General features: G+C 73.1%; 24 protein-coding genes. 19 read left to right on the top strand and 5 right to left on the bottom strand.

All coding sequences use genetic code 11. From position 1 onward, the window contains the following. The first annotated feature begins 138 nt into the window (after nt 1-138). Complete coding sequence (locus OOK41_RS30740; protein ID WP_266267602.1) at nt 139-1,662, top strand: glycosyltransferase family 2 protein; 1,524 nt, start codon at nt 139-141, stop codon at nt 1,660-1,662. A gap of 63 nt (nt 1,663-1,725) precedes the next feature. Continuing rightward, nucleotides 1,726-2,061, top strand: a complete 336-nt coding sequence (locus OOK41_RS30735; protein WP_117668662.1) for a YnfA family protein — start codon at nt 1,726-1,728, stop codon at nt 2,059-2,061. Between the two features lie 155 nt (nt 2,062-2,216). On the opposite strand, the gene OOK41_RS30730 is transcribed toward OOK41_RS30735, so the two are convergent. From OOK41_RS30730 to OOK41_RS30710, 5 genes are all read right to left on the bottom strand, one after another. Continuing rightward, complete coding sequence (locus OOK41_RS30730) at nt 2,217-3,620, bottom strand: LLM class flavin-dependent oxidoreductase (RefSeq protein WP_266267601.1); 1,404 nt, start codon at nt 3,618-3,620, stop codon at nt 2,217-2,219. An 83-nt stretch (nt 3,621-3,703) separates the two neighbouring features. Continuing rightward, a complete protein-coding gene (locus tag OOK41_RS30725; RefSeq protein WP_266267600.1) occupies nt 3,704-4,603 on the bottom strand; it encodes an ABC transporter permease in 900 nt (299 codons plus the stop codon). Beyond that, complete coding sequence (locus OOK41_RS30720) at nt 4,600-5,646, bottom strand: ABC transporter permease (RefSeq protein ID WP_165878113.1); 1,047 nt, start codon at nt 5,644-5,646, stop codon at nt 4,600-4,602. The genes OOK41_RS30725 and OOK41_RS30720 overlap by 4 nt, the downstream gene beginning before the upstream one ends. Before the next feature lie 44 nt (nt 5,647-5,690). Beyond that, entirely contained in the window at nt 5,691-7,226 is a 1,536-nt protein-coding gene (locus OOK41_RS30715; protein WP_266267599.1) for an ABC transporter ATP-binding protein, read from the bottom strand. After that, a complete protein-coding gene (locus tag OOK41_RS30710; protein ID WP_266267598.1) occupies nt 7,210-8,265 on the bottom strand; it encodes a BMP family ABC transporter substrate-binding protein in 1,056 nt (351 codons plus the stop codon). Before OOK41_RS30710 ends, OOK41_RS30715 begins: the two co-directional genes overlap by 17 nt. A gap of 164 nt (nt 8,266-8,429) precedes the next feature. On the opposite strand from OOK41_RS30710, the gene OOK41_RS30705 reads away from it, so the two are divergent. The 17 genes from OOK41_RS30705 (at nt 8,430) to OOK41_RS30625 (ending at nt 24,463) form a co-directional block, all read left to right on the top strand. Next, on the top strand, nt 8,430-9,290 hold the full coding sequence (locus tag OOK41_RS30705) for a riboflavin kinase (protein WP_266267597.1): 861 nt from the start codon (nt 8,430-8,432) through the stop codon (nt 9,288-9,290). 1,156 nt (nt 9,291-10,446) lie between these two features. Then, entirely contained in the window at nt 10,447-11,550 is a 1,104-nt protein-coding gene (locus tag OOK41_RS30700; RefSeq protein WP_266267596.1) for an SUMF1/EgtB/PvdO family nonheme iron enzyme, read from the top strand. Further along, nucleotides 11,538-13,397, top strand: a complete 1,860-nt coding sequence (locus tag OOK41_RS30695) for a WD40 repeat domain-containing protein (protein WP_266267595.1) — start codon at nt 11,538-11,540, stop codon at nt 13,395-13,397. The genes OOK41_RS30700 and OOK41_RS30695 overlap by 13 nt, the downstream gene beginning before the upstream one ends. Continuing rightward, on the top strand, nt 13,391-14,071 hold the full coding sequence (locus OOK41_RS30690) for a hypothetical protein (protein WP_266267594.1): 681 nt from the start codon (nt 13,391-13,393) through the stop codon (nt 14,069-14,071). Before OOK41_RS30695 ends, OOK41_RS30690 begins: the two co-directional genes overlap by 7 nt. Beyond that, complete coding sequence (locus OOK41_RS30685; RefSeq protein WP_266267593.1) at nt 14,068-15,183, top strand: pyruvate kinase; 1,116 nt, start codon at nt 14,068-14,070, stop codon at nt 15,181-15,183. Before OOK41_RS30690 ends, OOK41_RS30685 begins: the two co-directional genes overlap by 4 nt. Continuing rightward, on the top strand, nt 15,180-15,908 hold the full coding sequence (udk, locus tag OOK41_RS30680) for a uridine kinase (protein WP_266267592.1): 729 nt from the start codon (nt 15,180-15,182) through the stop codon (nt 15,906-15,908). Before OOK41_RS30685 ends, udk begins: the two co-directional genes overlap by 4 nt. Continuing rightward, nucleotides 15,905-17,140, top strand: coding sequence for a serine hydrolase domain-containing protein (locus OOK41_RS30675; protein WP_266267591.1), 1,236 nt, complete (start codon nt 15,905-15,907; stop codon nt 17,138-17,140). Before udk ends, OOK41_RS30675 begins: the two co-directional genes overlap by 4 nt. A gap of 20 nt (nt 17,141-17,160) precedes the next feature. Then, nucleotides 17,161-17,673 carry a VOC family protein gene (locus tag OOK41_RS30670; RefSeq protein ID WP_165878116.1) on the top strand — a complete coding sequence of 171 codons (513 nt, stop codon included), beginning with the start codon at nt 17,161-17,163 and terminating at the stop codon, nt 17,671-17,673. Then, a complete protein-coding gene (locus tag OOK41_RS30665; protein ID WP_266267590.1) occupies nt 17,624-18,946 on the top strand; it encodes a bifunctional diaminohydroxyphosphoribosylaminopyrimidine deaminase/5-amino-6-(5-phosphoribosylamino)uracil reductase RibD in 1,323 nt (440 codons plus the stop codon). The genes OOK41_RS30670 and OOK41_RS30665 overlap by 50 nt, the downstream gene beginning before the upstream one ends. 11 nt (nt 18,947-18,957) lie before the next feature. Further along, nucleotides 18,958-19,617 carry a hypothetical protein gene (locus OOK41_RS30660; protein WP_266267589.1) on the top strand — a complete coding sequence of 220 codons (660 nt, stop codon included), beginning with the start codon at nt 18,958-18,960 and terminating at the stop codon, nt 19,615-19,617. Further along, entirely contained in the window at nt 19,614-20,240 is a 627-nt protein-coding gene (locus OOK41_RS30655) for a bifunctional 2-polyprenyl-6-hydroxyphenol methylase/3-demethylubiquinol 3-O-methyltransferase UbiG (RefSeq protein ID WP_266267588.1), read from the top strand. The genes OOK41_RS30660 and OOK41_RS30655 overlap by 4 nt, the downstream gene beginning before the upstream one ends. A gap of 247 nt (nt 20,241-20,487) precedes the next feature. Then, complete coding sequence (locus tag OOK41_RS30650) at nt 20,488-21,369, top strand: ABC transporter ATP-binding protein (RefSeq protein WP_266267587.1); 882 nt, start codon at nt 20,488-20,490, stop codon at nt 21,367-21,369. Between the two features lie 120 nt (nt 21,370-21,489). Further along, nucleotides 21,490-22,320 carry an IS5 family transposase gene (locus OOK41_RS30645; RefSeq protein WP_266267586.1) on the top strand — a complete coding sequence of 277 codons (831 nt, stop codon included), beginning with the start codon at nt 21,490-21,492 and terminating at the stop codon, nt 22,318-22,320. Beyond that, nucleotides 22,317-22,724 carry a hypothetical protein gene (locus OOK41_RS30640; protein WP_323136249.1) on the top strand — a complete coding sequence of 136 codons (408 nt, stop codon included), beginning with the start codon at nt 22,317-22,319 and terminating at the stop codon, nt 22,722-22,724. Before OOK41_RS30645 ends, OOK41_RS30640 begins: the two co-directional genes overlap by 4 nt. Nucleotides 22,725-22,759: 35 nt before the next feature. Further along, nucleotides 22,760-23,497, top strand: a complete 738-nt coding sequence (locus OOK41_RS30635) for a hypothetical protein (protein ID WP_266267584.1) — start codon at nt 22,760-22,762, stop codon at nt 23,495-23,497. Nucleotides 23,498-23,499: 2 nt separating this feature from the next. Continuing rightward, the gene (locus tag OOK41_RS30630) at nt 23,500-24,240 is read left to right on the top strand and encodes an ABC transporter permease (protein WP_266267583.1); all 741 of its coding nucleotides are present in this window, start codon (nt 23,500-23,502) and stop codon (nt 24,238-24,240) included. Nucleotides 24,241-24,304: 64 nt separating this feature from the next. Further along, nucleotides 24,305-24,463, top strand: coding sequence for a hypothetical protein (locus OOK41_RS30625; protein ID WP_266267582.1), 159 nt, complete (start codon nt 24,305-24,307; stop codon nt 24,461-24,463). Nucleotides 24,464-24,480: the final 17 nt, after the last annotated feature.

The following is a 24,480-nucleotide window of genomic DNA, read 5'->3' as shown; positions in this document are numbered from 1 at the left end:
TTGCCGGGGCGGAGGACGTCAGAGGTGTTTTTGTGTAACGAGTCGGACACAGGAGAGACAACATGCGGTGCCTTCAACGGTCCATGATGGGCATTTGAGGCCGACCAACGATCCGCGGATCCGACGGGGAAGAAGACGATGACCGCCAGTACGAGTGCTCCGAAAGTCAGCGTCGTGGTGCCGGCGTACAACTCCGGGCCACACCTGGAGAAGCTGGTCGCCTCGCTGTTGCGCCAGTCGCTGCCGCCCGGTGAGTTCGAGGCGGTGTTCGTCGACGACGGCTCCACCGACACGACGCCCGCCCGGCTGGACGAGCTGGCCGCCGCGCACCCGCACATCCGCGTGCTGCACATCGACAACTCGGGCTGGCCGTCCCGGCCGCGCAACCTCGGCGTCGCCCACGCCCGCGGCGAGTACGTCTTCTTCGCCGATGACGACGACTGGTTCGGCGACGAGGCGTTGGAACGCCTGCACGCCCACGCCGTCGAGCACGACGCCGACATGGTGGTCGGCAAGATGGCCGGGCACGGGCGCTCGGTGCCGCGCGAGCTGTTCCGCCGGGACCGCTGCGACGCCACCCTGGCCAACTCGCCGCTGATCGACAGCCTGACCGCGCACAAGCTGTTTCGCCGGTCCTTCCTCGACGAGCACGAGATCCGGTTCCCGGAGGGGCCCCGCCGGCTGGAGGACCACGCCATGGTGACCCGGGCGATGTTCCTGTCCCGGCGCACCTGCGTGCTGGCCGACTACGTCTGCTACCACCACCTCCGGCGTGCGGACGCCGGCAACGTGACCGCCCGCAGGCTCGACCCGGCCGGGTACTACGCCAACCTCCGCGAGGCGCTGGACATCGTCGACGCGCACACCGAGCCGGGCCCGGTGCGCGACAGGCTGCACCGGCGCTGGCTGCGCAACGAGATGATCAACCGGCTGCGCGGGAAGCGACTGCTGGAGGCCCCGCCGGACTGGGCGACCCGGGTGGCGCTGGAGTGCGGGAAGGTGATCCGGGAGCGCTTCGCGCCGGGCGTCGCGGCCGGGCTGCCGCCGCTGCAACGGGCGATCGCGTCCCTCACCGCGCGGGACCGGCTGGCCGAGCTGCGCCGGCTCGCCGAGTGGGAGGCGGGGGTCCGGGTCCGAGCCCGTGTCGACGGACACCTGCTGGCCGGGTCCGCCGTCACCCTGGCCGTCACCGCCCACCTGGAGTCCGGCGACCAGCCGGTCACCCTCGCCGTCTCCGACGGGCGGCACCGGCTCGCGCTGCCCGTCGACGGCGTCGACCCCGACCTGCTCGACGTCACGGACCGGCGGTCCAAGGCCCGGCTCGACGTCGTCGTGCGGCGCAGGGACGGCGGGGAGGAGTTCTTCCTGCCGGTCGACCAGCGCGCCGAGGAGGAACCGGTCCGGTCGGCCGGGCCGGGGCGGGTGCACCTCGTGCACCACGCGACCGCCCGGCTCGACTTCGCCACCCTCAACGCCGGCCGGACCGAGGGCACCTGGATCCTGAAGGCGCGGCTCACCGAGAACGGGTGGACCGAGGACGCCCGCCTGCCGCTGAGCTTCCACTGCGCGGCCGACGGCGCGGCACCGGTCCTGCTGACCCCGGCCCGGCCGGGCCTGCGGGCCCGCCTGCGCCGGGCCGTGCAGCGCCTGCTGGGTCGCTGACCGGGCGGTTCCGGGGAGCGCGGTGCGGGGGCCGGCGAGGGTGGCTGGGGTACGGTCCGGCAGGTGACCGTCTTCCGTTCGCTGCTGTTGTTCGCCCTCGCCGCGCTCGCGGAGATCGGCGGCGCCTGGCTGGTGTGGCAGGGCTGGCGCGAACATCGCGGCCTGTGGTGGGTCGCCGCGGGCGTCATCGCCCTCGGCGCCTACGGCTTCGTGGCCACCTTCCAGCCCGACCCGAACTTCGGCCGCATCCTGGCCGCCTACGGCGGGGTGTTCGTCGCCGGCTCGCTCGCCTGGGGCGTGCTCGTCGACGGGTTCCGCCCCGACCGGTGGGACCTGACCGGCGCAGCCATCTGCCTGCTCGGCGTCGCCGTCATCATGTACGCCCCGCGCGGCGCCTGACCGGCTCGACCCGCCGCCCGCCCGGGGCGGGTGGGGCCTGGTACTCCTCGTCGGTGACGAGGTCACCCCGCTGCGACCCGCGGACCGAACCCCGGCCGGTGACCGCCAGGGCCGGGCGGGCGGGGTGCCGCGAGCCGTGGGGGCCGGGCGGCGGCTCAGCGCTCCGACCCGGAGCCGTCCAGCTTGCGGAACTGGGCGCCCGGGTGGTCGTCGCGCAACCGGCGCTGGCCCGTGCCCTGGTACCGCTCACGCAGCGTCTGCGGTGTCGCGGCATAGGGCCGGACCAGCCCACGGTCCCGCAGCACGGGGACGACCTCCCGGATGAAGTCCTCGAACGTGCCGGGGAACACCGCGTCCGCGAGCGCGTAGCCGTCCAGGCCGGTCCGGTCGGCGAAGTCGACCATCTCGTCGACCACCCGCTCGCCGGACCCGACGAACTTCGGGTGGATGCCGCCGATGCCCATGTACTCGGCCACCGCCCGCAGGGTCCAGGTGCGGCTCTTGTCGATCTGCGTGAAGGCCGCCAACGTCGACCGGCTGGCCTCGGTCTCGATGTGCACCAGCGGCTGGTCCGGGTCGAACTTCGACCAGTCGACGCCCGTCCAGGTCGAGAAGAGCACCAGGGCGGCCTCGTGGTTCGGGTAGGTCGTCAGCTCGGCGTACCGGGCCTGCGCCTCGGCGTCCGTGGCACCCGTGATCACGCTCACCGCCGTGATGAACCTGATCGAGTCCGGCGCCCGCCCGAGCTCGACGGCGCGACCCCGGATCAGGTCGATCGACCGCTTCACCGACTCGGCCGAGTGCCCGCCGAGGAAGACGACCTCGGCGTTGCGCGCGGCGAACTCCCGGCCCCTCGGCGAGGCGCCGGCCTGGTACAGCACCGGGGTCCGCTGGGGGCTGGGCTCGGACAGGTGGGCGCCCGGCACGCGGTAGTACCGGCCCACGTGGTCGATCGGGTGCACCCGGCGGGCGTCGGCGTAGACCCCCGCGGCCCGGTCGGCGACGACGGCCCTGTCCTCCCAGGAGCCCTCCCACAGCTTGTAGCAGACCTCCATGAACTCCTGGGCCCGGTCGTAGCGCTCGTCGTGCGGGACCTGCCGGTCGAGCCCGAGGTTGCGGGCCGCGCTCTCCTGGAGGCTGGTCACGATGTTCCAGGCGATCCGGCCGTTCGTGACGTGGTCCAGCGTGCTGAACTTGCGGGCGAGCTGGTACGGCTGCTCGTACGTGGTCGACACGGTCACGCCGAAGCCGACGTGCTCGGTGGCGGCTGCCATCGCCGAGACCAGCAGCAGCGGGTCCAGCAGCGGGGACTGCACGCCGTTGCGGAGGGCCGCGTCCGCGTTCCCGCCGTACACGTCCTGGTGGCCGAGCGTGTCGGCCATGAAGATCCCGTCGAAGCCGCCCCGTTCGAGTCGCTTCGCCAGCTCGATCCAGTGCTCGATCCGGGTGTACCCCGTCGAGTTGTCGTCGGGGTGGGCCCACAACCCCGAGGGGCTGACCGCGCCCAGGCCGAAGGCGTTGAGGATCAGCGGCCGGCGGGGCAGGTCCGGCATGGTCATCGGGGGCTCCTTAGTGTTGCCGGGGGTGGCTTCTCTCGGGCGGTGTCGACCGGCGGGCGGGGGCCGTCCGGCCGCCCACCGCCTCATGTGAGCCCCCGCCGGAAGGGCACGCCGAGGGCGGCGGGGCCGTGCCCACGGCGGGCGAGGACGGTCATGGTGAGCAGCGCGAGGAGGTACGGCGTGGCCAGGAGGAGCTGGGGGTTGAACTGGTACCCGAGCGCCGGCAGGGCGAGCCGCATCGCGTCGGCGGCGCCGAAGAGCAGGCAGCCGGCCAGCGTCCCGCGCAGCGTCCAGCCGCCGAAGATGACGGCGGCGAGGACGAGATAGCCGCGTCCGGCGGTCATGTTCGGGTTGAAGAGCCCGACCTCCGCGACCGCCAGGTAGCCGCCGCCGAGACCGGCGAACGCCCCGCACACCAGCACCGCCTGGCGACGTCGGCGCGGCACGTCCACGCCCGAGGCGTCGGCGGCCCGGGGACCGTCCCCGCAGGCGCGCAGCTCCAGGCCCCAGCGGGTGCGGTACCCGACCCACCACAGCGCCGGCGCCAGGCCGAGCAGCAGGTACGCGGGCCACGGCTGGTCGAACAGCGCGCCGCCCACCACCGGCAGGGCCGACAGGCCGGGGACGGTCAGGTGCGGTACGTCCACCGGCTCCGTGGGCGCCGGCAGGTAGCTGGTCAGGCCGAGGACCAGCACGTTGAGGGTCAGGCCGACGACGTTGGCATCGACGGTGAGCCGGTAGCTCATGCCCGACAGGGCGAGGGCGACGCTCAGCCCCGTCGCGGCGGCGCAGAGCAGGCCCAGCGCGGAGGAGCCGGTGGCGACGGCGCCCACGTAGCCGCCGAAGGCGGCGGCCAGCATCATTCCCTCCAGGGAGACGTTCAGCGCGCCGGCCCGCTCGGCGATCCACTCGCCCAGCGCCGCGAACAGCAGGGGGACGCTCAGCCGCAGCGCGCTGGCGAGGACGAGTTCGAGGCCCGTCACGACCGGCTCCGCCCGGGACGCCGACGCAGGCGCAGTTCGGCGAACGCCGCCGGCAGGGTCGAGGCGATGACGATCAGCGCCGTCAGCACCGACACCAGGTAACGGGGGACGCCGGTGGAGGCGAGGAAACCCGCGCCGGCGCGCAGCGCGCCGAAGAGGACGGCGACCGGCACGACGGCGGCGGGATGGTGGCGGGCGACGAGCGCCACGAGCAGCCCCTCCCACCCGAGATTGTTGGCGATGCCGCCCTGCATCCGGTGGACGTCGCCGGCGAGGACCACGCCCCCGGCCAGGCCGGCGCAGCCGCCGGAGATCAGCAGCGCGCCCCCACCGACGAGGCCGGCGCGGACGCCGGACCGGCGGGCGGCGACCGGGTTGAGCCCCAGCAGGCGCAGCCGGAAGCCCCACTGACTGCGGGCGAGCAGCACCACCGTCGCCGCGGCGATCCCGATGGCGAGCAGCGCGCCCGCGCCCACCTCGATCCCCGGGTATCGGCCCCACCGCGGCAGGTGCGCCGCGGCGGGCAGGACGGCCGACTGGGGCAGCCGGTTCTGGCCGGCCGGCGTCGCCTCCTGGAGCAGCCAGTCCCGGTTGAGCGCGAAGGAGACGAGCTGACTGGCGAGGAAGATCAGCAGCAGCGTGCCGATCACCACGTTGACCCGGCGCCAGTAGTGCAGGGCGGCGGCGACGCCGGCCCACAGGGCGCCGCCGGCCGCCGCCGCGCCGAGGGTGAGCACCGGCGCCAGCCAACCGGGGGCGGGCACGCGCAGGGCGACGAAGGCGCCGGCCAGGGCGCCGATCACCAGTTGACCCTCCTGGCCGATGTTGAACATCCCGGCCCGGGCGCATACCACCGCACCCGTCGCGACCAGCAGCAGCGCCGTCGCCTCGTCGAGCACCCGCCCCAGCGAGAGCAGATCCGCGAAGCTGCCCTGGTAGAGGGTCAGCGCGACCTCGGCGGCGGAGTGTCCGGTCAGCTCCACGAGCAGGGCGACCGCCGTCATCGTGACGGTGAAGGACGCCAGGTAGGCCAGTGGCGTCACCAGCCTGGCCGGTACGGCTGGGCGCATCCGGGCGACTCGGTCGGTCATTCCGGCCGGCCGCCCAGCAGCAGGCCCAGCCGCTGCGGATCGGCTGTGGCCTGCGTCAGCTCCCCGACGACGGCACCCCGGTGGAGGACCACGATCCGGTGGGCGAGCCGGCGGATGTCGGCGAGGTCGCTGGAGATCAGCAGCACGGCGACCCCCTGCGCGGCGAGGCCGCCGATCCGCGCGAAGACGTGCTCGACGGCGGCGGCGTCGAGCCCCCGGGTGGGCTGGGCGACGACCAGCACCGAGGCGGCGGCGCCGAGCTCGCGGGCGAGCACCACCCGCTGCTGGTTGCCGCCGGAGAGCAGCCGCAACGGGGTGTCGGGCGACGCGCCGCCGATGGCGAACTCGCGGATAGTCGCCTCCGCCCGCTGGCGCAGCCGCCCGCGGCTGACGAATCCCCACCTCGACACCGGGCCGAGATCCGTCATGGCCAGGTTCTCGGCCACGCTCATGTCGAGCACGCATCCCGAGACGTGCCGGTCCTCCGGCACGACTCCGACACCGGCGCGTTGCATGGCGCCCGGCCGGCCGGGCGGCACCGGGTTCCCGTCCACCTCGACGTTGCCCCGGTCGAGCGGCAGCAGGCTGGACAGCAGGTCGGCGAGGGCACCCTGACCGCTGCCCTCGACGCCGGCGACGCCCACGATCTCGCCGGCCCGGACCCGCAGGTCGAGGCCGCGCAGGACCGGCCGGCGCGCCTGCGTGGCCCAGGCGTCCCGGATCCGCAGCCGCACCTGTTCCCGCGGCTCGCCCGCCGGCGCGGCGACGGCGGCGGGTAGCTGGTCGCCGACCATCAGCCGGCCGAGTTCGCCGACGTCGACCTCCGCCGCGCTGCGCCGGGCCAGCACGGCGCCGTCGCGCATGACGGTCACCTCGTCGGCGGCGTGCGCCAGCTCGTCCAGGTCGTGGCTGATCAGGACGACCGCGCGGGACTCGTCGGAGACGACCCGGCGGAGCACCGACAGCAGGTGCCGCGCCTCCGGCGGCGTCAGCGTCGAGGTGGGCTCGTCGAGGATCAGCACCTGCGGCGCACGGATGAGGCACTTGACCAACTCGACCCGCTGCCGCTCGCTGGTGGTCAGCTCATCGACCCGGCGGTCCGGGTCGACGAGCAGGCCGTACCCGTCCGCCACCCGGCCGATCTCCCGGCGGGTCCAGCGGCTGTCCAGCCGCCCGCGCCCCCCGAGCGCCACGTTCTCCCACACCCGCAGCCGCCCCACGAGGCTGAAGTGCTGGTGGACCATGGCGATGCCGAGCGCGGTGGCGGTGGCCGGGTCGGTGACGGTCACGGGCCGGCCCGCGACCAGGATCCGTCCGGCGTCGGGGCGGACGAGGCCGGCGAGCATCCTCATCAGGGTGGTCTTGCCCGCCCCGTTCTGGCCCAGCAGGCCGTGGATCCTGCCGCGGAGCACCGTCATCGACACGTCGGCGCAGGCGAGCACCGGGCCGAACCGCTTGGTCAGGCCCTGGAGCTGCACCGCCGGTGCCTCGGCGCCCCGCGCCGCCCGGACCGGTCTACCGAAGCTTCGCAACCGCTGCGTCCACGTCGAGCCGGCCGCTGCCGATGTCCTTCATCACCTGGTCGAGCCGGGCCTGCTGGTCGCCCTCCGGGGCGCAGATCCGCACCGTCGGCACGGGGTCGACGCCGAGGGTCCACAGCCTCGTCGTGCCCATCTTCAGGGTGCCGTCGCGGAACTCGTCGAGGGCCGCCGCGAAGTACGTGCCAGGGCTGAAGACGACCGACACCGCGTACCGCACGGTGCTGTCGGCGCACCGGTCGGTGCCGGGCGTGAGCACCGGGACCCCGGCCAGGTTCGCCTCCCGGGCCACCGCGTCGGTGGCCCCGCCGAGGTACGGGTAGACGATCCCGACCCCCTGGGCGCGCTGCGCGACGAATGCCTCCTTGGCCTTGGCCGAGTCGTTGAAGCTGCCGGTGTAGGTGACGACGAGCTGCGCCTTCGGCAGCACGGCCCGGAGCCCGGTCTCGAAGGCGCGGGCCCCCTGCTTGGCGAAGTCGAGCTCAGGGCCGGTGATGTAGCCGGCCTTGCTGCCGCCGGAGCGTTGCAGCAGCAGCCCGGCGGCGTAGCCGGCCGCGTAGAGGGTCTGGTTGATGACGTCCTTCGACTGGGCGAAGTACTCGGTCTGGGCGATGCCGCTGCCGCTGTTGACGTACCAGTTGACCCCCTGGCAGTAGTCCTCCGGGGCAGCGGTCAGCGCGTCCTTCAGCTCGCCGGCGCCCACGGCGATCAGGTCCACCCGCTGTCGGCAGAGGTTGCGGGCCTGGGTGAGCGCGACCGCCGGGTTCACCCGGTCGATCGTGCGGACCTCCCAGCCGGCGGCGCGAGCGATCTTGTTCGCGTCGTCGACGAAGCTCTGGTAGTAGCCGCCGTCCTTGGTGTCGCCCGGGCTCAGGATGCCGACGACGACCTTGCCGTCTCCGTTGACGTCCGGTTGTCTCCGCTCGCCCGGGGCGCCGGAGCCGCCGGACGACTCGGAACCGTCGCACGCGGTGAGCAACAGGCTCATGACGGCCGCCGAGGCGATGGCCGCCCGGACTCGGGATCCTCTCAAGGCTGACTCCTGTCGTCATGGTCGATCCGGGCGGTCGTCGGGCGGGCGCCCCGCCGCTCGCCGAGCTTGGCGGGGCCGCCCCGGCAGACCGGTAAGGTGGCACGGTGCGTATCTGGCGAGGCGTCTCAGACGTACCTTCCGATGTGGGCCCGTGCGTCCTTGCCGTGAGCGACGGATCGCAGCTCGGAAGCGACCGGCTGGTGTGGAGCGCCGTCGCGGAGGCCCGTCGCCTCCGGGTGGCCTGCGTGCTGCTGCTCGTGGTGCCCTCGCCGGCCGAGGCCGCCGCCGTCGAGGACGACGGACGACTGCTCGCGGGCCTCGGCGTCGACGCGATCTGTGTGCAGCCGCTCGCCGTCGCGCCGGCAGGTGGCGGCTGGGACGAGCCGGCGGTCGCCACCCTCGTGGCGAAGTTGCCGGCGGTGGAACTGGTGCTCGACCCGGTGGCCGTGGCCGCCGGCGGGGGCGACCTGGCGGCGCTGGGCCGGCGTACCGGCGTGGCCGTGCACGCCGTCGACTCGCCCGGGCAGCGGCAGCCGGACCGGCTGTCCGTGGCCTACGTCAGGGAACGCCTGCTGGCGGGTGACGTGGCCGCGGCGGCGGAGACGCTGGGCTGCCCGCACCGGGTGGCGGGGGTGGTCGTGCACGGCGAGGGCCGGGGCAGCGGTCTCGGCTTTCCCACCGCGAACCTCGCCCTCGCCGAGCATTCGGTGGTGCCCGGCGACGGCATCTACGCGGGTTGGTTCACGGTGGTCGACAAGGGCTGGTCCGACGGGGACATGGTCGGGGGCATCTGCTACCCCGCCGCGATTTCGATCGGCCGGAACCCCACTTTCGCGGGCCGTCGGCGCACGGTTGAGCCGCACGTGCTCGGCGTGTCCGCCAACCTCTACGGCCAGACGGTGACAACCGACTTCGTCGAGCGGGTACGCGTTACCGAGCGCTTCGATTCGATCGAGGAGTTGATCGCCACCATGCAACGGGACATCGAGCGTGTTCGCTCGGTGTTGCGTGAGGCGCACTGCTAGTGCGCCAGTGCTGAGCCGGCTCGCACACGCCCAGGAATCGTCGACATCTTCAGCTCCCCTGCCCCCGCAAGACTGAAGTGCCGATCCTGCGGCAGGATGCGGAACGTAGTCAAGCGATTGCGGGAACCCGCCACCCCGCCTGGGCGCTGACCCGGCGCCCCGGTGGTGCCGAGCGGCGGAGGGCCCGCAGGTCGCGGGCCTGGTGGGAGTCCCATCCCCGGGCCGGCTGGTCGGAAAATGTGACGTGCGTCTCAGTTGACGAAGCGTCGCCGCTCGGCAGATCGAGGTTGACGATTCGCCTTTTCGGCTGGGCTGTCCGCATTCCGACCCGATTCCGCTCGCGCGTTCGACGGCTTTCCGGGGTGGCCCGGGCGGCGACTGACGACGGTGTCGCTCATCCGACCTGGATCGGGGAGGGGTGACCGCCAGGAAAACGCCGCCGGCCCTGCCGCGCGTCCGGCGTTCCGGCCATTCATGCAGGTCATACCCTGATTGCCGGGACGGATGACGACGGCCGCGAGAAGATCGTCGGGCGAACCGCCCACCCGCGGTGACGGCCGTCGAGGTCTTGTCAGCCCCCGACCCGTCGGGCACGATGGCCAGCAACGGGGAGGCGCTGTGATTGTTGTGGACGACAACGTCATTGGACGACTACGGCGGATCTGGCAAGAGAATTTCGGTGTGACCGGCATGGGTATCGGCGTAATTTCCATTTACGGCGGTCGGTGCCGATGTAATCGGCAGTCCCGCCCGGTGGACGCCTGCCTCTCGCGGTGACCGGCCGGTTCCGGCCCCAATTCGGCCCGGGACCCGGGACGGTCCTGGCGGGGCCGCCCGAGCGGGTGGGGCCGCCCGCCGGGCCGTCCAGCGACCGATGGTGCCGCGGGTCCCACCCGTACCCGGGATCGAGCTGACGGCCGGGGGCCCGCCCCTGCCGATCCCGATGGAAGCCGGCCGGGTCCCGCCCGACGGTCGGCGGGCCGGCCTGGCCCTGGACGCTGCGCAGCTTCGCCGACGCCCCATCGGAGACGGGGGTCAGGACCGTGATGCCAGAGATCGCCGGATACCCCTCGGCCTACCTGGAGGTCAAGCGGCTCCACCCGGGGCACCTCCCCACCGACGAGCCGGCGGACGCCGACGCGACGAGGGAACCGGTGTGACCGGCGGGGCCCCGGGCCCGAGCGGCGACACGGCGGCGCGCACGGCGGTCGGGCCCGCGCGGCCGACCCGCGCGACCGGTGGCGCCGGCGTCGTCGTCCACGGCGAGATCAACTCGATCTCCGACCGGGCGGCGATGGGCCTGCCCGCCCACTACGTGTCGCCGCGGTTCGAGGATCTCGGCGCGGCGGTCGACGCGCTCCGCGACCGTGGCGCGCCCGGCTGGGTCGCGGTCGTCGAGTCGGCCGGGGCGTCGCTGGAGTCGCGCCTCGCCGCGGGCCTCCTTCTCGGCATTGCCGGCGACCCGCGGATCCGCCCGCTGGACCCGGAGATGATCACAATCCCCGGCGCGACCGTGCGGCTCGGGCTCGATCCGTCGCGCGTCGACGAACTGCACGGGCGCTATTCGAGGTACGGCGTCCAGCGGAACTGGATCGAGAAGGAGTGCCCGCGGTTCGCCGCGAAGGTCGGCGCGTTCCGGATCGCGAAGTACCCGGTGACGAACGCCGAGTACGCGCTGTTCCTCGCCGACACGGAGCACACCGAACTGCCCACGTCCTGGCCGTTCGGGCGGGTGCCGGTCGGGTGTGCGAACCACCCCGTGTACACGGTGACGCCAGCGATGGCGGACGCGTACGTGCGGTGGCTCGCCGCGAGCACGGGCCGGCCGTTCCGCCTGCCCACCGAGTACGAGTGGGAGTACGCGGCGTCGGCCGGGCGCGAGCAGGACTTCCCGTGGGGGCACGACTTCCGCGACACGTGCGCCAACACGATGGACCTCGGTCTCCTGTCGACCACCGCAGTGGGCACGTTCCCCGCGGGGGCGTCGCCGTTCGGCGTCCTCGACATGGCCGGCAACGTCGAGGAGTACGTCTCGACGCACTACCACGCCTATCCGGGCGGTGAGCTCGTGGAGGACGACCTCTTCAAGGTCCTGGGCCACTACCGGATCGCCCGCGGCGGCGCGTTCAACCGCTTCAGCGACCTCGCGCGGTGCGGGCGTCGCCACGGGCCGTACCCGAAATCGCTCTACGCCATCGGACTTCGCGTGGCCGAGGACGCCTCGGCCGAGGACGGAAGGGACCCCGCGTGCAGCACATAGCCCCGATCAGCGGCGTGGCCTGCTGGAAAGACGAGTACGTCGCCACCGCGGGGTACGACAACCAGCTCATCGTGTGGGACGCCGCCACCCACCTGCCGGTCGCCCGCTCGTTCCACGACCACCTCGCCAACCAGTGCACGTTCAGCCCGTGCGGGCGGTTCCTGGCGAGCGCGAGCAGCGACCACACCGCGCGCCTGTGGCGGGTGCCGGACCTGACCCTCGCCGCGGTGTACGCCGGGCACGACGACGACGTCGAGATGGTCGCCTTCCGCGCCGACGGCGAGCGGGTCGCGACCGCGTCACGTGACCGGAGGATCCGCGTCTTCACCCGCGAGGGCGGGCTCGTGCACGTGCTCGCGGGGCACGAGGCCGACGTCATCTCCGTGCAGTGGCTCGCCGGGGGGCGGCGGCTCGTGTCGAGCAGCGACGACGGGACGGTCCGGCTGTGGGACGCGGAGGCCGGGCGCCTCGAACACGTCGTCGATCTCGGTGACTGCGAGACGGACACGGTGGTCGTGGGCCCCGACGGCCGGCTCTACGCCGGCAACGACGACGGCGAGATCGTCGTCATCGACGGCGGCGAGAAGCGCGGCGCGGTCAGGGCCCACGACGCCGGGATCAAGCGGCTCCAGTTCGACCAGGCCACGGACGCGCTGATCAGCATGAGCTACGACCGGCGGGTGAAGGTGTGGTCGGCGAGCGCGACCGAACTCCTCACGCTGGTCAGCGAGACGGCCGCCCCGCCGTCGATCTGGATGCGGTCGGCCGCCGCCGCGCCGAACGGCCGGACCGTGTTCGCGACGTTCGGCAGCACGTACGCGACGTACGACCGGGCGACCGGCGAGTGGGACGCGTCGCGGGTGGAGGACACCCAGGGGGTGAACGCGACCGCCGTGATCGACGGCGCCGTCTGGACGGTGGGCGACGCCGGCGTGGTCCGGGTCGACGGCAGGTTCGCGCGGCGGCTGCCGAGCCTGTGCAACTTCCTGCTGGAGTGGCGGGGCGACGGGCGGGGCGACGACCTCGTCCTCACCGGCGGGCAGACCGGCGAACTGTTCGACGCGCGCACCGGGGCGCTCGTGCACCGCCACCGGTCGCCGCTCAACTGCGGGGCGCTCGTCCCCGCGCCCGGCTCGCCCGCGGACGCCGGCCCGCCGGCGACCAACGCGGTGGTCGGCGCGTACACCGGCGAGGGGCTGCTGTTCGAGCGTGCCGAGGACGGGTCGCCGCGCCTCGCCCGGACGATCCCGCTCCACACGAACGCGATCAAGGGACTCGCGTGCGACGGCGAGGTGCTCTTCAGCGTGAGCGCGAACCGCGCGGCGGCGTACCACGCCGCGGACGGAACGCTCGTCGAGCGGCTCGACGGCGCGCACGACAAGATCGCCAACGCCGTGGTGGCGGTCGCGCCGGGCCTGTTCGCGTCGGTGTCGCGCGATCTGCACCTGCGGCTGTGGAGCGGCGACGGCGTTCGGCGGATCGAGTCGCCGCACCGCCACTCGATCAAGTGCGTGGCGGCCTGCCCGGTCACGTCGCTGGTCGCCACCGGCAGCTACGACGGGACGATCGTCGTCTACGACCTGGCGGCGGGCGGTTGGCTGACCCCGCACCGCCCCACCGCGGCCGGCATATCGAGCCTCGCCTGGTCCGGCGTGCCGGGGATCTTCCTCGCCTCGTCCTACGACGGGGCGGTCTACGCGAGCGGCCCCGCCGTCGACCGGGCGCGGTCCGCGTCCCGCGTCCTCCCGCCGGTCACCGGCCGGGACGGCGGCGACGAACCGCTGGCGAAGCTACGCGCCGCCGCGGGCGTCGGCCCCGGGGCGTCGGCCGGAGCGCTCCCGTGCTGATCACCTTCTCGGGGATCGACGGGTCCGGCAAGACGACGTACGCGGAGACCGTCGCGGAGGCGCTGCGCCGGCGAGGGCTCCCGGCGTTCGCGGGCCGACCGGTGTACCTCACCTGCAAGGCGGTCGAGTCGTTCTGCGAGGCGCAGTTCGGCAGCCTGACCAGCTTCGTGACGCGGCTCGATCCGCAGGTCTACCTCCACGCGCTGATGGCCGACTGGCTGGAGCACCTGACGCGGACGCTCCGGCACCACGAAGGAAAGATCATTCTTTGCGATCGCTACGTCTACGACGTCTGCGCGCAGCTCCTGCACTACCGCACCGATCCCGCCCCGGCGCTGCGGCTGCTCGGGTACTTTCCCCGGCCGGCGCTGAGCTACTTCCTCACGGTGTCGCCCGAGCAGGCGCGGGCGCGGATCGACCGGCGCGGGCAGGCGCCCCGCGATCTGGAGAGCCTGGACAACCTGATGGTGCTCGATCAGGCGTACCGCGACGTGCGGGAACTGCTCGCCTGGTCGCCGGTGGAGCGGGAGTCGACGTTCGACTTCGACACGGTGGTCGCGGAGATCCTCGCCGCGCGTGCCGACGAGCGGGCGCGGGGCTCGGCGGGCGGTCGGTACGGCGGCGGGCCGGGCGTCCCCGCCGCCGACCTCCTGCGGGTGGGAGCGGGGGAATGACCGCACCGCAGATCATCGCGACCATCGGGCACGGCAGCCACCACGACGACCTGGTACGCGCGATCGTCGACGCCGGGGCCGACGTGCTGCGGTACAACGCCGCGACGATGAAGACGCTGGACGAGACCGTGGAGCGGATCGTCGGCGCGAGGCGCGCGCTCGCGGATCGCCCGACGTCCCCCGGCCCGGCGGCGCCCCGTACCGCTGTCCCGATCATGGTGGACCTCCCGTTCCCCAGGCGGAAGCAGCGGCTGCACACGTTCCGTGGCGCGGAGCACGACGTCCCCGGGGGGAAGACGTTCCGGTTCGTCTGCCGGCACGCGCTCCAGACCGGGCCGGACCACGTGCTCGTCGAGGTGCCCACGTTCGACGGGGTCGTCACGCCGGGCGAGGTGTTCGTCATCGGCGACGGTGAGCTGGCGTTCCGGGTGACGGAGGTCGTCGACGGGGACCGCTTCGACGCCGTGGCGCTGACGAAGTGGTACCTCAGCGACGGCAAGTCGATCCACCTCGCGCGCGTGCCGACCCGGGCCGTCGACGCGGCGCGGTACGTCGCCGAGGTCGCGGCGGCGTTCGGCGGCGTCCGGCCGGAGTACCTGGCGTTCTCGTTCGTCTCCGACGCCCGCGACATGACGCAGATCCGCAGCCTGCTCGCGCCGTACGCCGCGGCACCGCACCCGCCCGCGAACGGGCCGGACGTCGAAGCCGGCTGGCGCCCGAAGCTCGTCGCCAAGATCGAGACGAGCGAGGCGGTGCGGAACATCGACGAGATCCTCGACGCGTCCGACCTGGTCCTCTTCGCCCGCGGCGACCTGGCGATCCAGGCGCCCTACGAGCTGCTCGGCATCTACCAGAAGCACGTGGTGGCACGGGCGCGGGCCCGGGACGTGCCGGTGATCATCGCGACCCAGGTGCTGGAGACGACGATGACCCGGTACGTGCCGAACCGGTCCGAGGTGCTCGACCTGACGAACCTCGTCCTCGACGGCGCCTGGGGCGTGCTGCTCGCGAAGGAGACCTCCGCGCCGGGCAACCCGGTCTATCCCGTCACGGTCGCGAAACGGATCATCGACCAGGTCGTCGCCTCCGGCCTGCCCGGGAAGCCGTCATGACGCCCCCGGCGCACGCGGCGCGCCGCGCGTGGGTGGTCGGCGTGGCCGGGCCGACCGGGTCGGGAAAGTCGCTGGTGGCGGACATTCTCGCCCGCGACCAGCCCGGCGACGCGTTCGTCGTCGGCGCCGACTGGTACTGCCGCGACCAGAGCGCCGTCCCCTGGCCGGAGCGGGCCGACGCCAACATGGACCATCCCGACGCCATCGAGGACACCCTGCTGGCCGAGCACCTCGCGGCGCTGCGCGCCGGCCGCCCGGTGGAGTCCCCGCAGTACGACTACGCCACGTTCTCCCGGCTGCCGGTGACGCGCCGGGTGCACCCGCACCGGCTGATCGTCGTCGAGGGGATCCTCGTCCTCGCGTCCGAGGTCGTGCGGCGCGAACTCGACCTGCGGATCTACGTCGACGCGCCGCTCGACCTCTGCCTGCACCGCCGACTCCTGCGCGACGAGTCCAGCCGCGGGCTCGGCGTGGCGCACACGCTGCGGCAGTACCCGCGCACGATCCGCCCCATGTTCGAGCGCTTCGTCGGGCCGTCGAAGCGCCACGCCGACGTGGTCGTGCACAACGACGGACCGCCCGAGTCGCTCCCCGACGCGATCACCGGCCTGCGGAAGCGGGTGCGCGCGATGCTGTCCGACGCCGAGGCGGACCCGGCCACCGGCCGCCCGACGGCGGCAGGCGTCCCGGTGGGGTCCGAACCCGGGCCGGGAGGCCGGCGGTGAGCGGCGGCACCGTCCACGGGACCTGCGAGCCGCGCTACGAGCGGGTCCGGTCGGTGTTCGCCGAACACTTCGAGACCGGCGTCGAGGTGGGGGCGTCCTTCGCGGTCGTGCACCGTGGGCGCACCGTCGTCGACCTCTGGGGCGGGCACGCCGACGCGGCGCGCACCCGGCCGTGGCGCGACGACACGATCGTCAACGTCTACTCGACGACGAAGGGCGTGGTCGCGCTGCTCGTGGCGCTCCTCGTCCAGGAGGGGAGGCTCGCCTACGACGCGCCGGTCGGCCGGTACTGGCCGGGGTTCGCCACGAACGGCAAGCAGGACGTCACCGTCGCGATGATCCTGTCGCACCGCGCCGGGCTGTGCGCGGTGGACCCGCCACTGCTGACCCACGACCTGTACGACTGGGCCGGGATGACCGGGATCCTCGAACGCGCCGCGCCGCTGTGGCCGCCGGGGACGAGGACCGGCTACCACGCGCGGACGTACGGGTTCCTCGCGGGCGAACTGATCCGCCGGGTCACCGGCCGCGGCGTCGGCGCCTTCCTCCGCGAGCGCCTCGCCGGCCCGCTCGACGCCGACATGTTCATCGGCGTCCCGGCGTCGGAGACCGCGCGGGTCGCCGACATCGTCGGCCCGGCGAGCCTGGTGCCCGACGACGGGCCGGGCGAGGAGACGCGTCTCGCCGAGCGGATGGGGCCGGTGCTCGCCGGGATGATGGGGACCGACGTGCGCTCCGGCGCGCAGGAGCCCCCGCCGCCCGACGTGCTCGCGATGATGGAGAGGGTCTTCACCAATCCGGTCAACCCGCCGGAGTCGGCCAACGATCCGGGCTGGCGCGCGGCGGAGATCCCCTCGTCGAACGGCCACGCGAACGCCCGCGCCCTGGCGCGGATCTACGGCGCGGTGGCCTGGGGCAGCGATGGACGGCCGCCGCTGCTCGGCCCCGCCACCGTCGCCGAGGCCACCCTCGTGGAGGGGGATCCCTTCGACGGGGTGCTCGGCTTCCCGGTGCGCTGGGGGCGCGGCTTCACCATGAACGGTGGCGAGTTCGGCCCCCGCCCGGACGCCTTCGGCCACCGCGGGATCGGCGGCTCCTTCGCCTACGTCGACCCCGCCGAGGGGATGGGCGTGGGCTACGCGATGAACCAGTGGATACCCAAGTTCGGGGACAACCCGGGAAACGATCCGCGCGCCGACCGTCTGGTCCGAGCGCTCTATGGATGTCTGTGACGAGGGAAAGGCGTCGAACAATGACCGAAGTCACTGCGAGAACGTTCGAGGTCCACGCGATCGGCGAGGTCGCCATTCGCGTCCGCGACATGGACGCGATGATCGACTTCTACCACGGCAGGATCGGGCTGCCGATCCTGCGACGCTTCGCGAACGACGTGGCCGCCCTGAAGATCGCCGATGGCGTGCACGGCCAGATCCAGACGTTGACCCTGTTCGGCCCGGGTCTCCCGCCGAACCACCCGACCGTCAGGTGGACGGGGCTCGAACCGCAGCACTCGACGCTGCACCACTTCGCGCTCACGATCGCGCCGAAGGACTACGACCAGGTGCTGCGCGACTTCGCGGCGGCGGGGATCGAGACGAACACCGCGAACCACCGGTGGAACGGCTGGCGCGGAATCTACGTGCGCGACCCCGAGGGGAACATCATGGAGCTCGTCAGTTACCACGAGGACTACGACGAGGGGAAAGAGGGGACGTATGACTTCGGAAAGCTCCACGGCGGAACGCCTGGCAAGGCTTTCGACTGACCCCGTTCCGCGCCGGGCGCCGTCGTCGAGCTTCGTCCTCGCGCCCGGCTACGGCCTCGGCGGCATCGTGGACGCGATCCTCGGCGCCGTCGACCCCTCGCCGCCGCCCGATCGGGAGGACGCCGGGGACGCGTACTGGATGCGCCGGGCGCTGCTGGCCGCGATGGCGGCCGAGGGACGCGCGAGCCCGAACCCCACCGTCGGGGCGGTGATCGTCAAGGACGGCGTCCTGATCGCCACCGGGGCGACCGAGGCGTACGGCCAGCGCCACGCCGAACGCTGCGCCATCGACAACGTCGCCGACCGTGCGCTGCTGCGCGGCGCGACGATCTACACGACGCTGGAGCCGTGCGCGCACTGGGGCAAGCAGCCGCCGTGCGCCGACCTGGTCGCGTCCTGCGGCTTCGCGCGCTGCGTCGCCGGCCTGCGGGACCCGAACCCGCGCGTCCACGGGATCGGCCTCGACCGGGTGCGCGCGGCCGGCACGGAGGTCCGCTCAGGCGTCCTGCGCAACGAGATCCTCGCCTGGCACCTGCCGTACCTCTTCCCGTACCTCCTCCCGCCGGCCGGTGGGCGACCGCTCGTCTCGGCCCTCGCTGTGGCCGGGGACGGCGCGGAGCCGCTCCTCGGCTGGGCCGACGGGTGGGAGGCGCGGGACGCCGGCCGCCGCTACCGGAGCTGGCTGCGGCGCAAGTGCGACCTCGTGGTGACCGAGCCCTCGCTCGCGTCGGTCGACCCCGTGGCCTTCGCGCGCGGGCCGTGGCGCGGCGTCGTCTGGTGGGACCTGGGCGACCGGCTCGCCGGGATGGGCGTGGCGGAGGCCCGCGAGCTCGGCGTGCGGGGCCGCGAACTCGGCGCCCCGGTGACGCTGGTCTGCACCCCCGACCGGGAGAACTCGGCGCAGCTCGACGCGTGCCTGAGGGCCGGCATCGGGCACCTCGCGCCACCGGCCGACGCCGATCCGGCGAGCTGGCTCGCGGCGGCCGGCCGGAACGGAGCGCTCGCCGCGGTGACCGGCGCGCCGCCCGCGTGGGTCCTCGTCGACGGCCACCCGCGCCTGGCGGCGGCGCTCGCGGCGGGACTCGCGGTGGACGCGGTCCACGCCCTCCACCCCGCCGACGCCCCGCCGACGTCGGGCGGGGCCGCCCCGGCCCGGCCCGCGCGGCCCTCGGCCGACCTGTCGCCGGTCGCCCGTGTCGCGGCGTCCGGCGCGCTGATCAGTGAGTACTACCTGGAGCCCCTCTCGTCGGCGCTCGACGGGACCGCGTGGTGAGGAGCGGAGACATGCAGGACTGGGAACGCCGGATCGCCGGGATCGACTGGCGCGACGCCGAGCGCGTCCACCCGGAGGCGTCCGCGGTGCTCACCGAGCTGGCGGCGGGCGGCGCGCTGGCGGAGCTGCTGGAGCAGGTGCCCGATCGGCCGGACCTCGCCGCGAGATGCGAGCACCTGAGGAGCCTGGACAAGCTCGTCCTCTTCGACGACCCGGCGAGCGGCGTCCGGCTCCGGCTGCACCTGTTCAAGGACCGGTACCTGGACCTGCCGCACAACCATCGGTGGACGTTCACGAGCTTGATGCTCCGCGGCGGATACACCCAGTACCTCTACGGCCCCTGGCACGACGAGGTGGCACCACCGCCCGACCTGAAGCCGACCTGCGTCCAGGTCGTCCAGCCGGGCGAGATCTACACCCTCGACCACACGGTCGTGCACTCGCTGGCGGCCGACTCGTCGGCGGTGACGGTCATCCTGCGCGGCCCGGTGATGAAGGAACGCGCGGTCTGGTTCGACCGTACGACCAGCGAGAGCTGGCTGCACGAGGGCGGGGCCGGCGACACCCGGATGCAGCCGATGACCGGGCCGGAGGTCGAGGACGTCGTGCGTCAGGCCCTCGCGGTCGTCCGGGGCGCGTCGGGACGGGCGCCGGCGGAAGCCCGCGCATGACGACCCGTGTCGCGCTGTGGCCGCCCGACCCGTCGCGCCCCGCCCAGTGGTGGGACGAGTTCTGGGCGCAGCGGGACCAGGACTTCGGCCCGCCGTCGGAGCGGGTCGTCGAGCTGGCCGAGGAGTTCCTGGCGGCGCGCGGGGCGGCGACCGCCGTCGACGTCGCGTCGGGCAACGGGCGGTACGCCGTACCGCTGGCGCGGATGGGGTACGCCGTCACCGCGATCGAGTACACGTCCTCCGGGGCCGCCCGGATCCGGGACGCGGCGACCGCGCAGGGGGTCCGCCTCGCCGTCGAGCAGGGCGACTTCCTCGTCCTCGGCGCGCGGCCCCGGCCGTTCGACCTGGTGCTCAGCTCCGGCCTGCTGGAGGAGGTGCCGGCCGGGGACCAGCTCCGGGCGCTGGAGGGGTACGTCCGGTGGACCGCGCCGCACGGGCGCAACATCGTGAAGTACTGCCTCGAAATCGACGGGCGGGGGCCGCTCGTGGCGGATGGTCTCGTCCCGCGCTTCTACGAACGTCTCGGGTGGGACCTCAGGCTCGTGCGCGAGAACCAGGCGATGAAGCCCTCCCGGGCCGGCATCGTCCTCCGCACGGGCACGGTGGTCGCCGACCGGCGCTGAGGCGCGGCGGCGAGCGGACGCCCGTGCCCCGGGTGGCGGGCCGCAGGTGGCCGCCGGGCATCCCGTCGCCGGCGCCCGAGCGGTTCCGGCCGCCCCGGGACGAACCACCGCACGTGCCCGGAGCCACCGATCGACCACCAGCCGACGCAATGCCTCGGCGATTAAGGACAGGGTGATGGAGAAGGATCCGGGAATCCGAACCCGAGGTCTCAGGCGTGAGTTCACCGATCGCGGTGGGAACGTCCGGGTGGCGGTCGTCGGCCTGGACCTCACCGTGGGCCGGGGTGAGGTGGTGTCGATCCTGGGACCGAACGGCGCCGGCAAGACGACCAGCGTCCGCATGCTGACCGGCCTGCTGGTGCCGACCTCCGGGGAGGCCTCCGTCGGCGGGTACGACGTGGCCCGCCACCGGCGCCGCGCCGCCCTGGCCTGCGGCGTCAGCCTGGGTGGCGACAGCGGCCTGTACCCGCGGCTGAGCGCGGCGCAGAACCTGACCTTCTTCGGCCTGATGTACGGGCTGCGCGGCCGGTCGCTCGACAGGCGGGTCAGGGAGCTGCTGTCCCTGGTGGACCTCGGTGACCGCGCCGGCGACCTGGTGGGCACGTATTCCAGGGGGATGAAGCAGCGGGTGCACCTGGCCCGGGCGCTCCTGCACGACCCGCCGGTGCTGATCCTCGACGAGCCGTCCGCCGGCCTGGACCCGCAGTCGGCCAGGTCGATGCGTGCCCTGGTCAGGAAGCTGGCCACCGACGGCCGCAGCGTCCTGCTCACCACCCACGACATGCGGGAGGCCGAGGACCTCAGCAACCTCGTGGTGCTGATGAAGGGCGGCGCGGTCCACGCCGAGGCGACGCCGGCGCAGCTTCGGGTGCGGGCCGCCGAACGGTTGGGGCACACCGTCGAGATCGTCTGGAACGACGACGTGCCGGCGCCGGACTGCCGGTCGTGTCCGGGCCTGCTGGACGTCGCGCACGACAACGGGGTGACCCGGCTGCGGGTCCGCTCCGGGGCGGAGGCCGTGCGGTGGGCGTTCGACCGGTTCGGCGCACAGGCGGCCAACGTCTCCGTCAGCTCGCCGTCGCTGGAAGAGGTGTTCCTTGAGAGGGCGGTTCGAGAATCTTCGAGTTGATCTATGCCGTGCGTCCGGTTGAGGGCCTTTGATCGGGTACGACGTTGATAGCCGAACCTCGATGCCATGGAATGTGAATCGCGGTCGTGACCTTCGGGGCCGGGCGGCGTTAGCCCGGTCATGGGTGATCGGAAGCCATACCCCAGTGATGTCACCGACGCGCAGTGGGCGCTGATCGGGCCGTTCCTGTGGGCGTGGAAGGCCAAGCGGGTCTCGGTCTCGGGGCATCAGGGGGACTACGACCTGCGGGAGATCGTGAACGCGATCCTCTACCAGAACCGGACGGGTTGTCAGTGGGCGTACCTGCCGCATGACCTGCCGCCGAAGTCGGCGACCTACTACTACTTCGCGCTGTGGCGTGACGACGGCACCGACCAGGCGATCCATGATCTGCTGCGGTGCCAGGCACGGGAGAAGGCCGGCCGTCGGGAGGATCCGACCGCGGTCGTGTTGGACAGCCAGTCGGTCCGGGCGGCGAACCATGTCCCGGCCGCCACGACTGGTAAGGACGTCGGGAAGAAGGTGTCCGGCCGCAAGCGTGGCCTGGCCGTGGACACCCTCGGTCTGATCATCGCGGTCGTGGTGACCGCCGCGTCGGTCACCGACAACGCCATCGGCATACGGCTGCTCGACCAAGTCGTCGAACACACCCCGACGGTCACCCGCGCCTGGGTCGACGCCGGCTTCAAACAGGACTTCGCGCTGCACGGCGCCGTCCTCGGGGTCGACGTCGAGGTCGTCAAACGATCCGACACCCGCCCCGGGTTCGTGCCGGTACGCAAGCGGTGGATCGTGGAACAGACCTACGGCACCCTGATGCTGCACCGCCGTCTCGTCCGCGAGTACGAGAGCCGCCCAGAATCCGCCGTGTCCCGAACATTGTGGGCGTCGATGGTGACCATCGTGCGTCGGCTGACCGGCACCAGCACGCCGTCCTGGCGGCACCGGTGAACCTCACCGTGATCCTCGACCTGATCACCGCACGCGAAGCCACCGCCGGTCACACGGCCGACCGGCTACGCGAGCAGATCACCGCCCTCACCACCGAACTCACCCGCGTCGAGGGCGAACTGGCCGCACTCACGACCACCCGCACGACCCTGCGCGCCCTCACCGCCGCCGAGTTCACCGCCGACGACCCGACGATCGCCAGCGCCCCCTACCAGCAGATCCTGGACGTCCTCACCACCGCGCCCGCCGGCATGCGCGCCAAAGCCGTCTGCATCGCACTCGACGTCGAGCCCTCACCGAACCACGTCGAGAGCACCCGAGCGAAGCTGAAACGAATGGTCCACCGCAACGTCCTGACCGAAGACGAACCCGGCGTATTCACCCTCACCTCGAAACGGACCTAAACCTTCAAACCGCCCTCTGAGATGGCGGGCCGGCCATGATGGTCAGAACGGCGCTGCGGGCCGCCGTCGACCAGCTCCGCATGCAGGGCCTGAACCCGCTGGCGCTGCTCTCCGGTGTGGCGCTGCCCTGCGTCTTCGCGTACGTCCTGCACAGCTACCGGGGCGGCCGGACCGACGCGGAACTCGCGGTCGGGGTCGCCGGCCTCGGCATCCTCGACGCCCTGGTCGTGCTGGTCACGTTGGGTTTTCTCGCCGAGAAGAGCTGGAAGACCCTGCAACCGGCGCTGGGCAGCCCGGGCGGGCTCGCGCCGATCGTCCTGGGCCGGCTGCTCGGCATGGGGGTGCAGTCCCTGCTCTCGATCCCCGGGACGCTGGTCTTCCTGGTGGCCATGTGGGGGCTGGCGCCCCGGTTCGACTGGCCCCGCTGGCTCGTCGGAACGGCGGTCCTCGCGGTCGCCACGACGTCGGTGATGGGGCTGCTCGGCTTCGTCGTGCTGCGCTTCCCGTTCTCGCCCGGGATGACCAACGGCATCGTCGGGCTGGTGCTCTCGCTGAGCGCCCTGCTGGCGCCGGTGTCCGCGCTGCCCGCCGTGCTGCGCGCCCCCGCCTGGGTCCTGCCGCAGAGCCAGGTGATGGCCTGGGTACGCGGCGGTGGCACCGGCCACCTGCTGCTCGGCTGCCTGCTGTCGGTCGTCGCCGCCGTCGCCGTCGTCGGCCTGATCCGGCTGCTGGAGCGGTCCGCGCGGCGGCAGTCCCTGTCGCTGGAGGCATGACGATGAGCGATCTGCTGCGTGGCGCCGCGCTGTCCTACCGGGCCCTGTTCACCTGGTTGAACCCGCTCGGCTACCTGAGTTCCCGGATCGTGCGGCCGATCGGGATCGCGGTCGTCTTCACCGCGACCACGTCGCACTACGGTGCCCCGCTCGGGCCCACGCTCGTCGGCACCAGCCTGCTCGCGGGCGCCCACGCCGTGATCTACGGGATGGCGCTCGCCGTCGGCAACGAGCGCAACTTCGGCACCATGCCGATCTGGCTGGCCTCCCCGCAGAACATCCTGGGCGCCGTGTGCCAGCGGGCCCTCCCGCACCTCGCCGACGGCTTCGTCAGCGGCTTCCTGACCTACCTGGTCTGCTCCGCGCTGTACCGGAACCTGCTGCTGCCCATCGACGTGTTCGCGGTCCTCCTGCTGCTCGCGCTGGTCAGCGCCTTCGGGACTGGCCTCGTGGTCGCCGGGCTCAACCTGCGCGTCCGGGACACCTTCCTGTGGCCCAACATCGCCGTGCTGGCGATGATCCTCTTCTCCGGCGTGCTGCTCGCCCCGGCCCAGCTTCCGGGCCTGCTGCGTCCCGCCGCGTCGGCGTTCCCGCTGAGCCACCTGATGTCCTCCGTACGGGCCGGTCCGGGCCTCGGCCACCTCGCCGACAGCGTGCTCGCGGAGTTGGTCACGGGGGCCTGCTGGGCCGCCGCCGGGGTCCTGGTCGTGCGGTTCGCGCTGCGTCGTCGCCCTTCGGACTGAAGCCGAGGTCCGCACCTCGATCTCCCTGCCCGCAGGCGGGGTTGCCATCGATCCCATGGGGGAGGTGAACAGCATGGAGGACATCAAGGAGTTCGGTGACGTCGAGGCGGAGGTCGCCGACCAGGTCGAGGCCGAGGCCGTGGACGCCGTCGACGTGGCCGACGTCGTGGACGTGACGGACGTGGTCGACGTGGCCGACGTCGTGGACGTGGTGGACGTGTAAGGCACAGCTCGGGGGCG

The sequence above is a fragment of the Micromonospora sp. NBC_01655 genome, assembly GCF_026339755.1.
Lineage (GTDB): Bacteria > Actinomycetota > Actinomycetes > Mycobacteriales > Micromonosporaceae > Micromonospora.
Note: the sequence above shows the minus strand (reverse complement) of the source record. Positions and strands in the feature narration are given on the sequence as shown.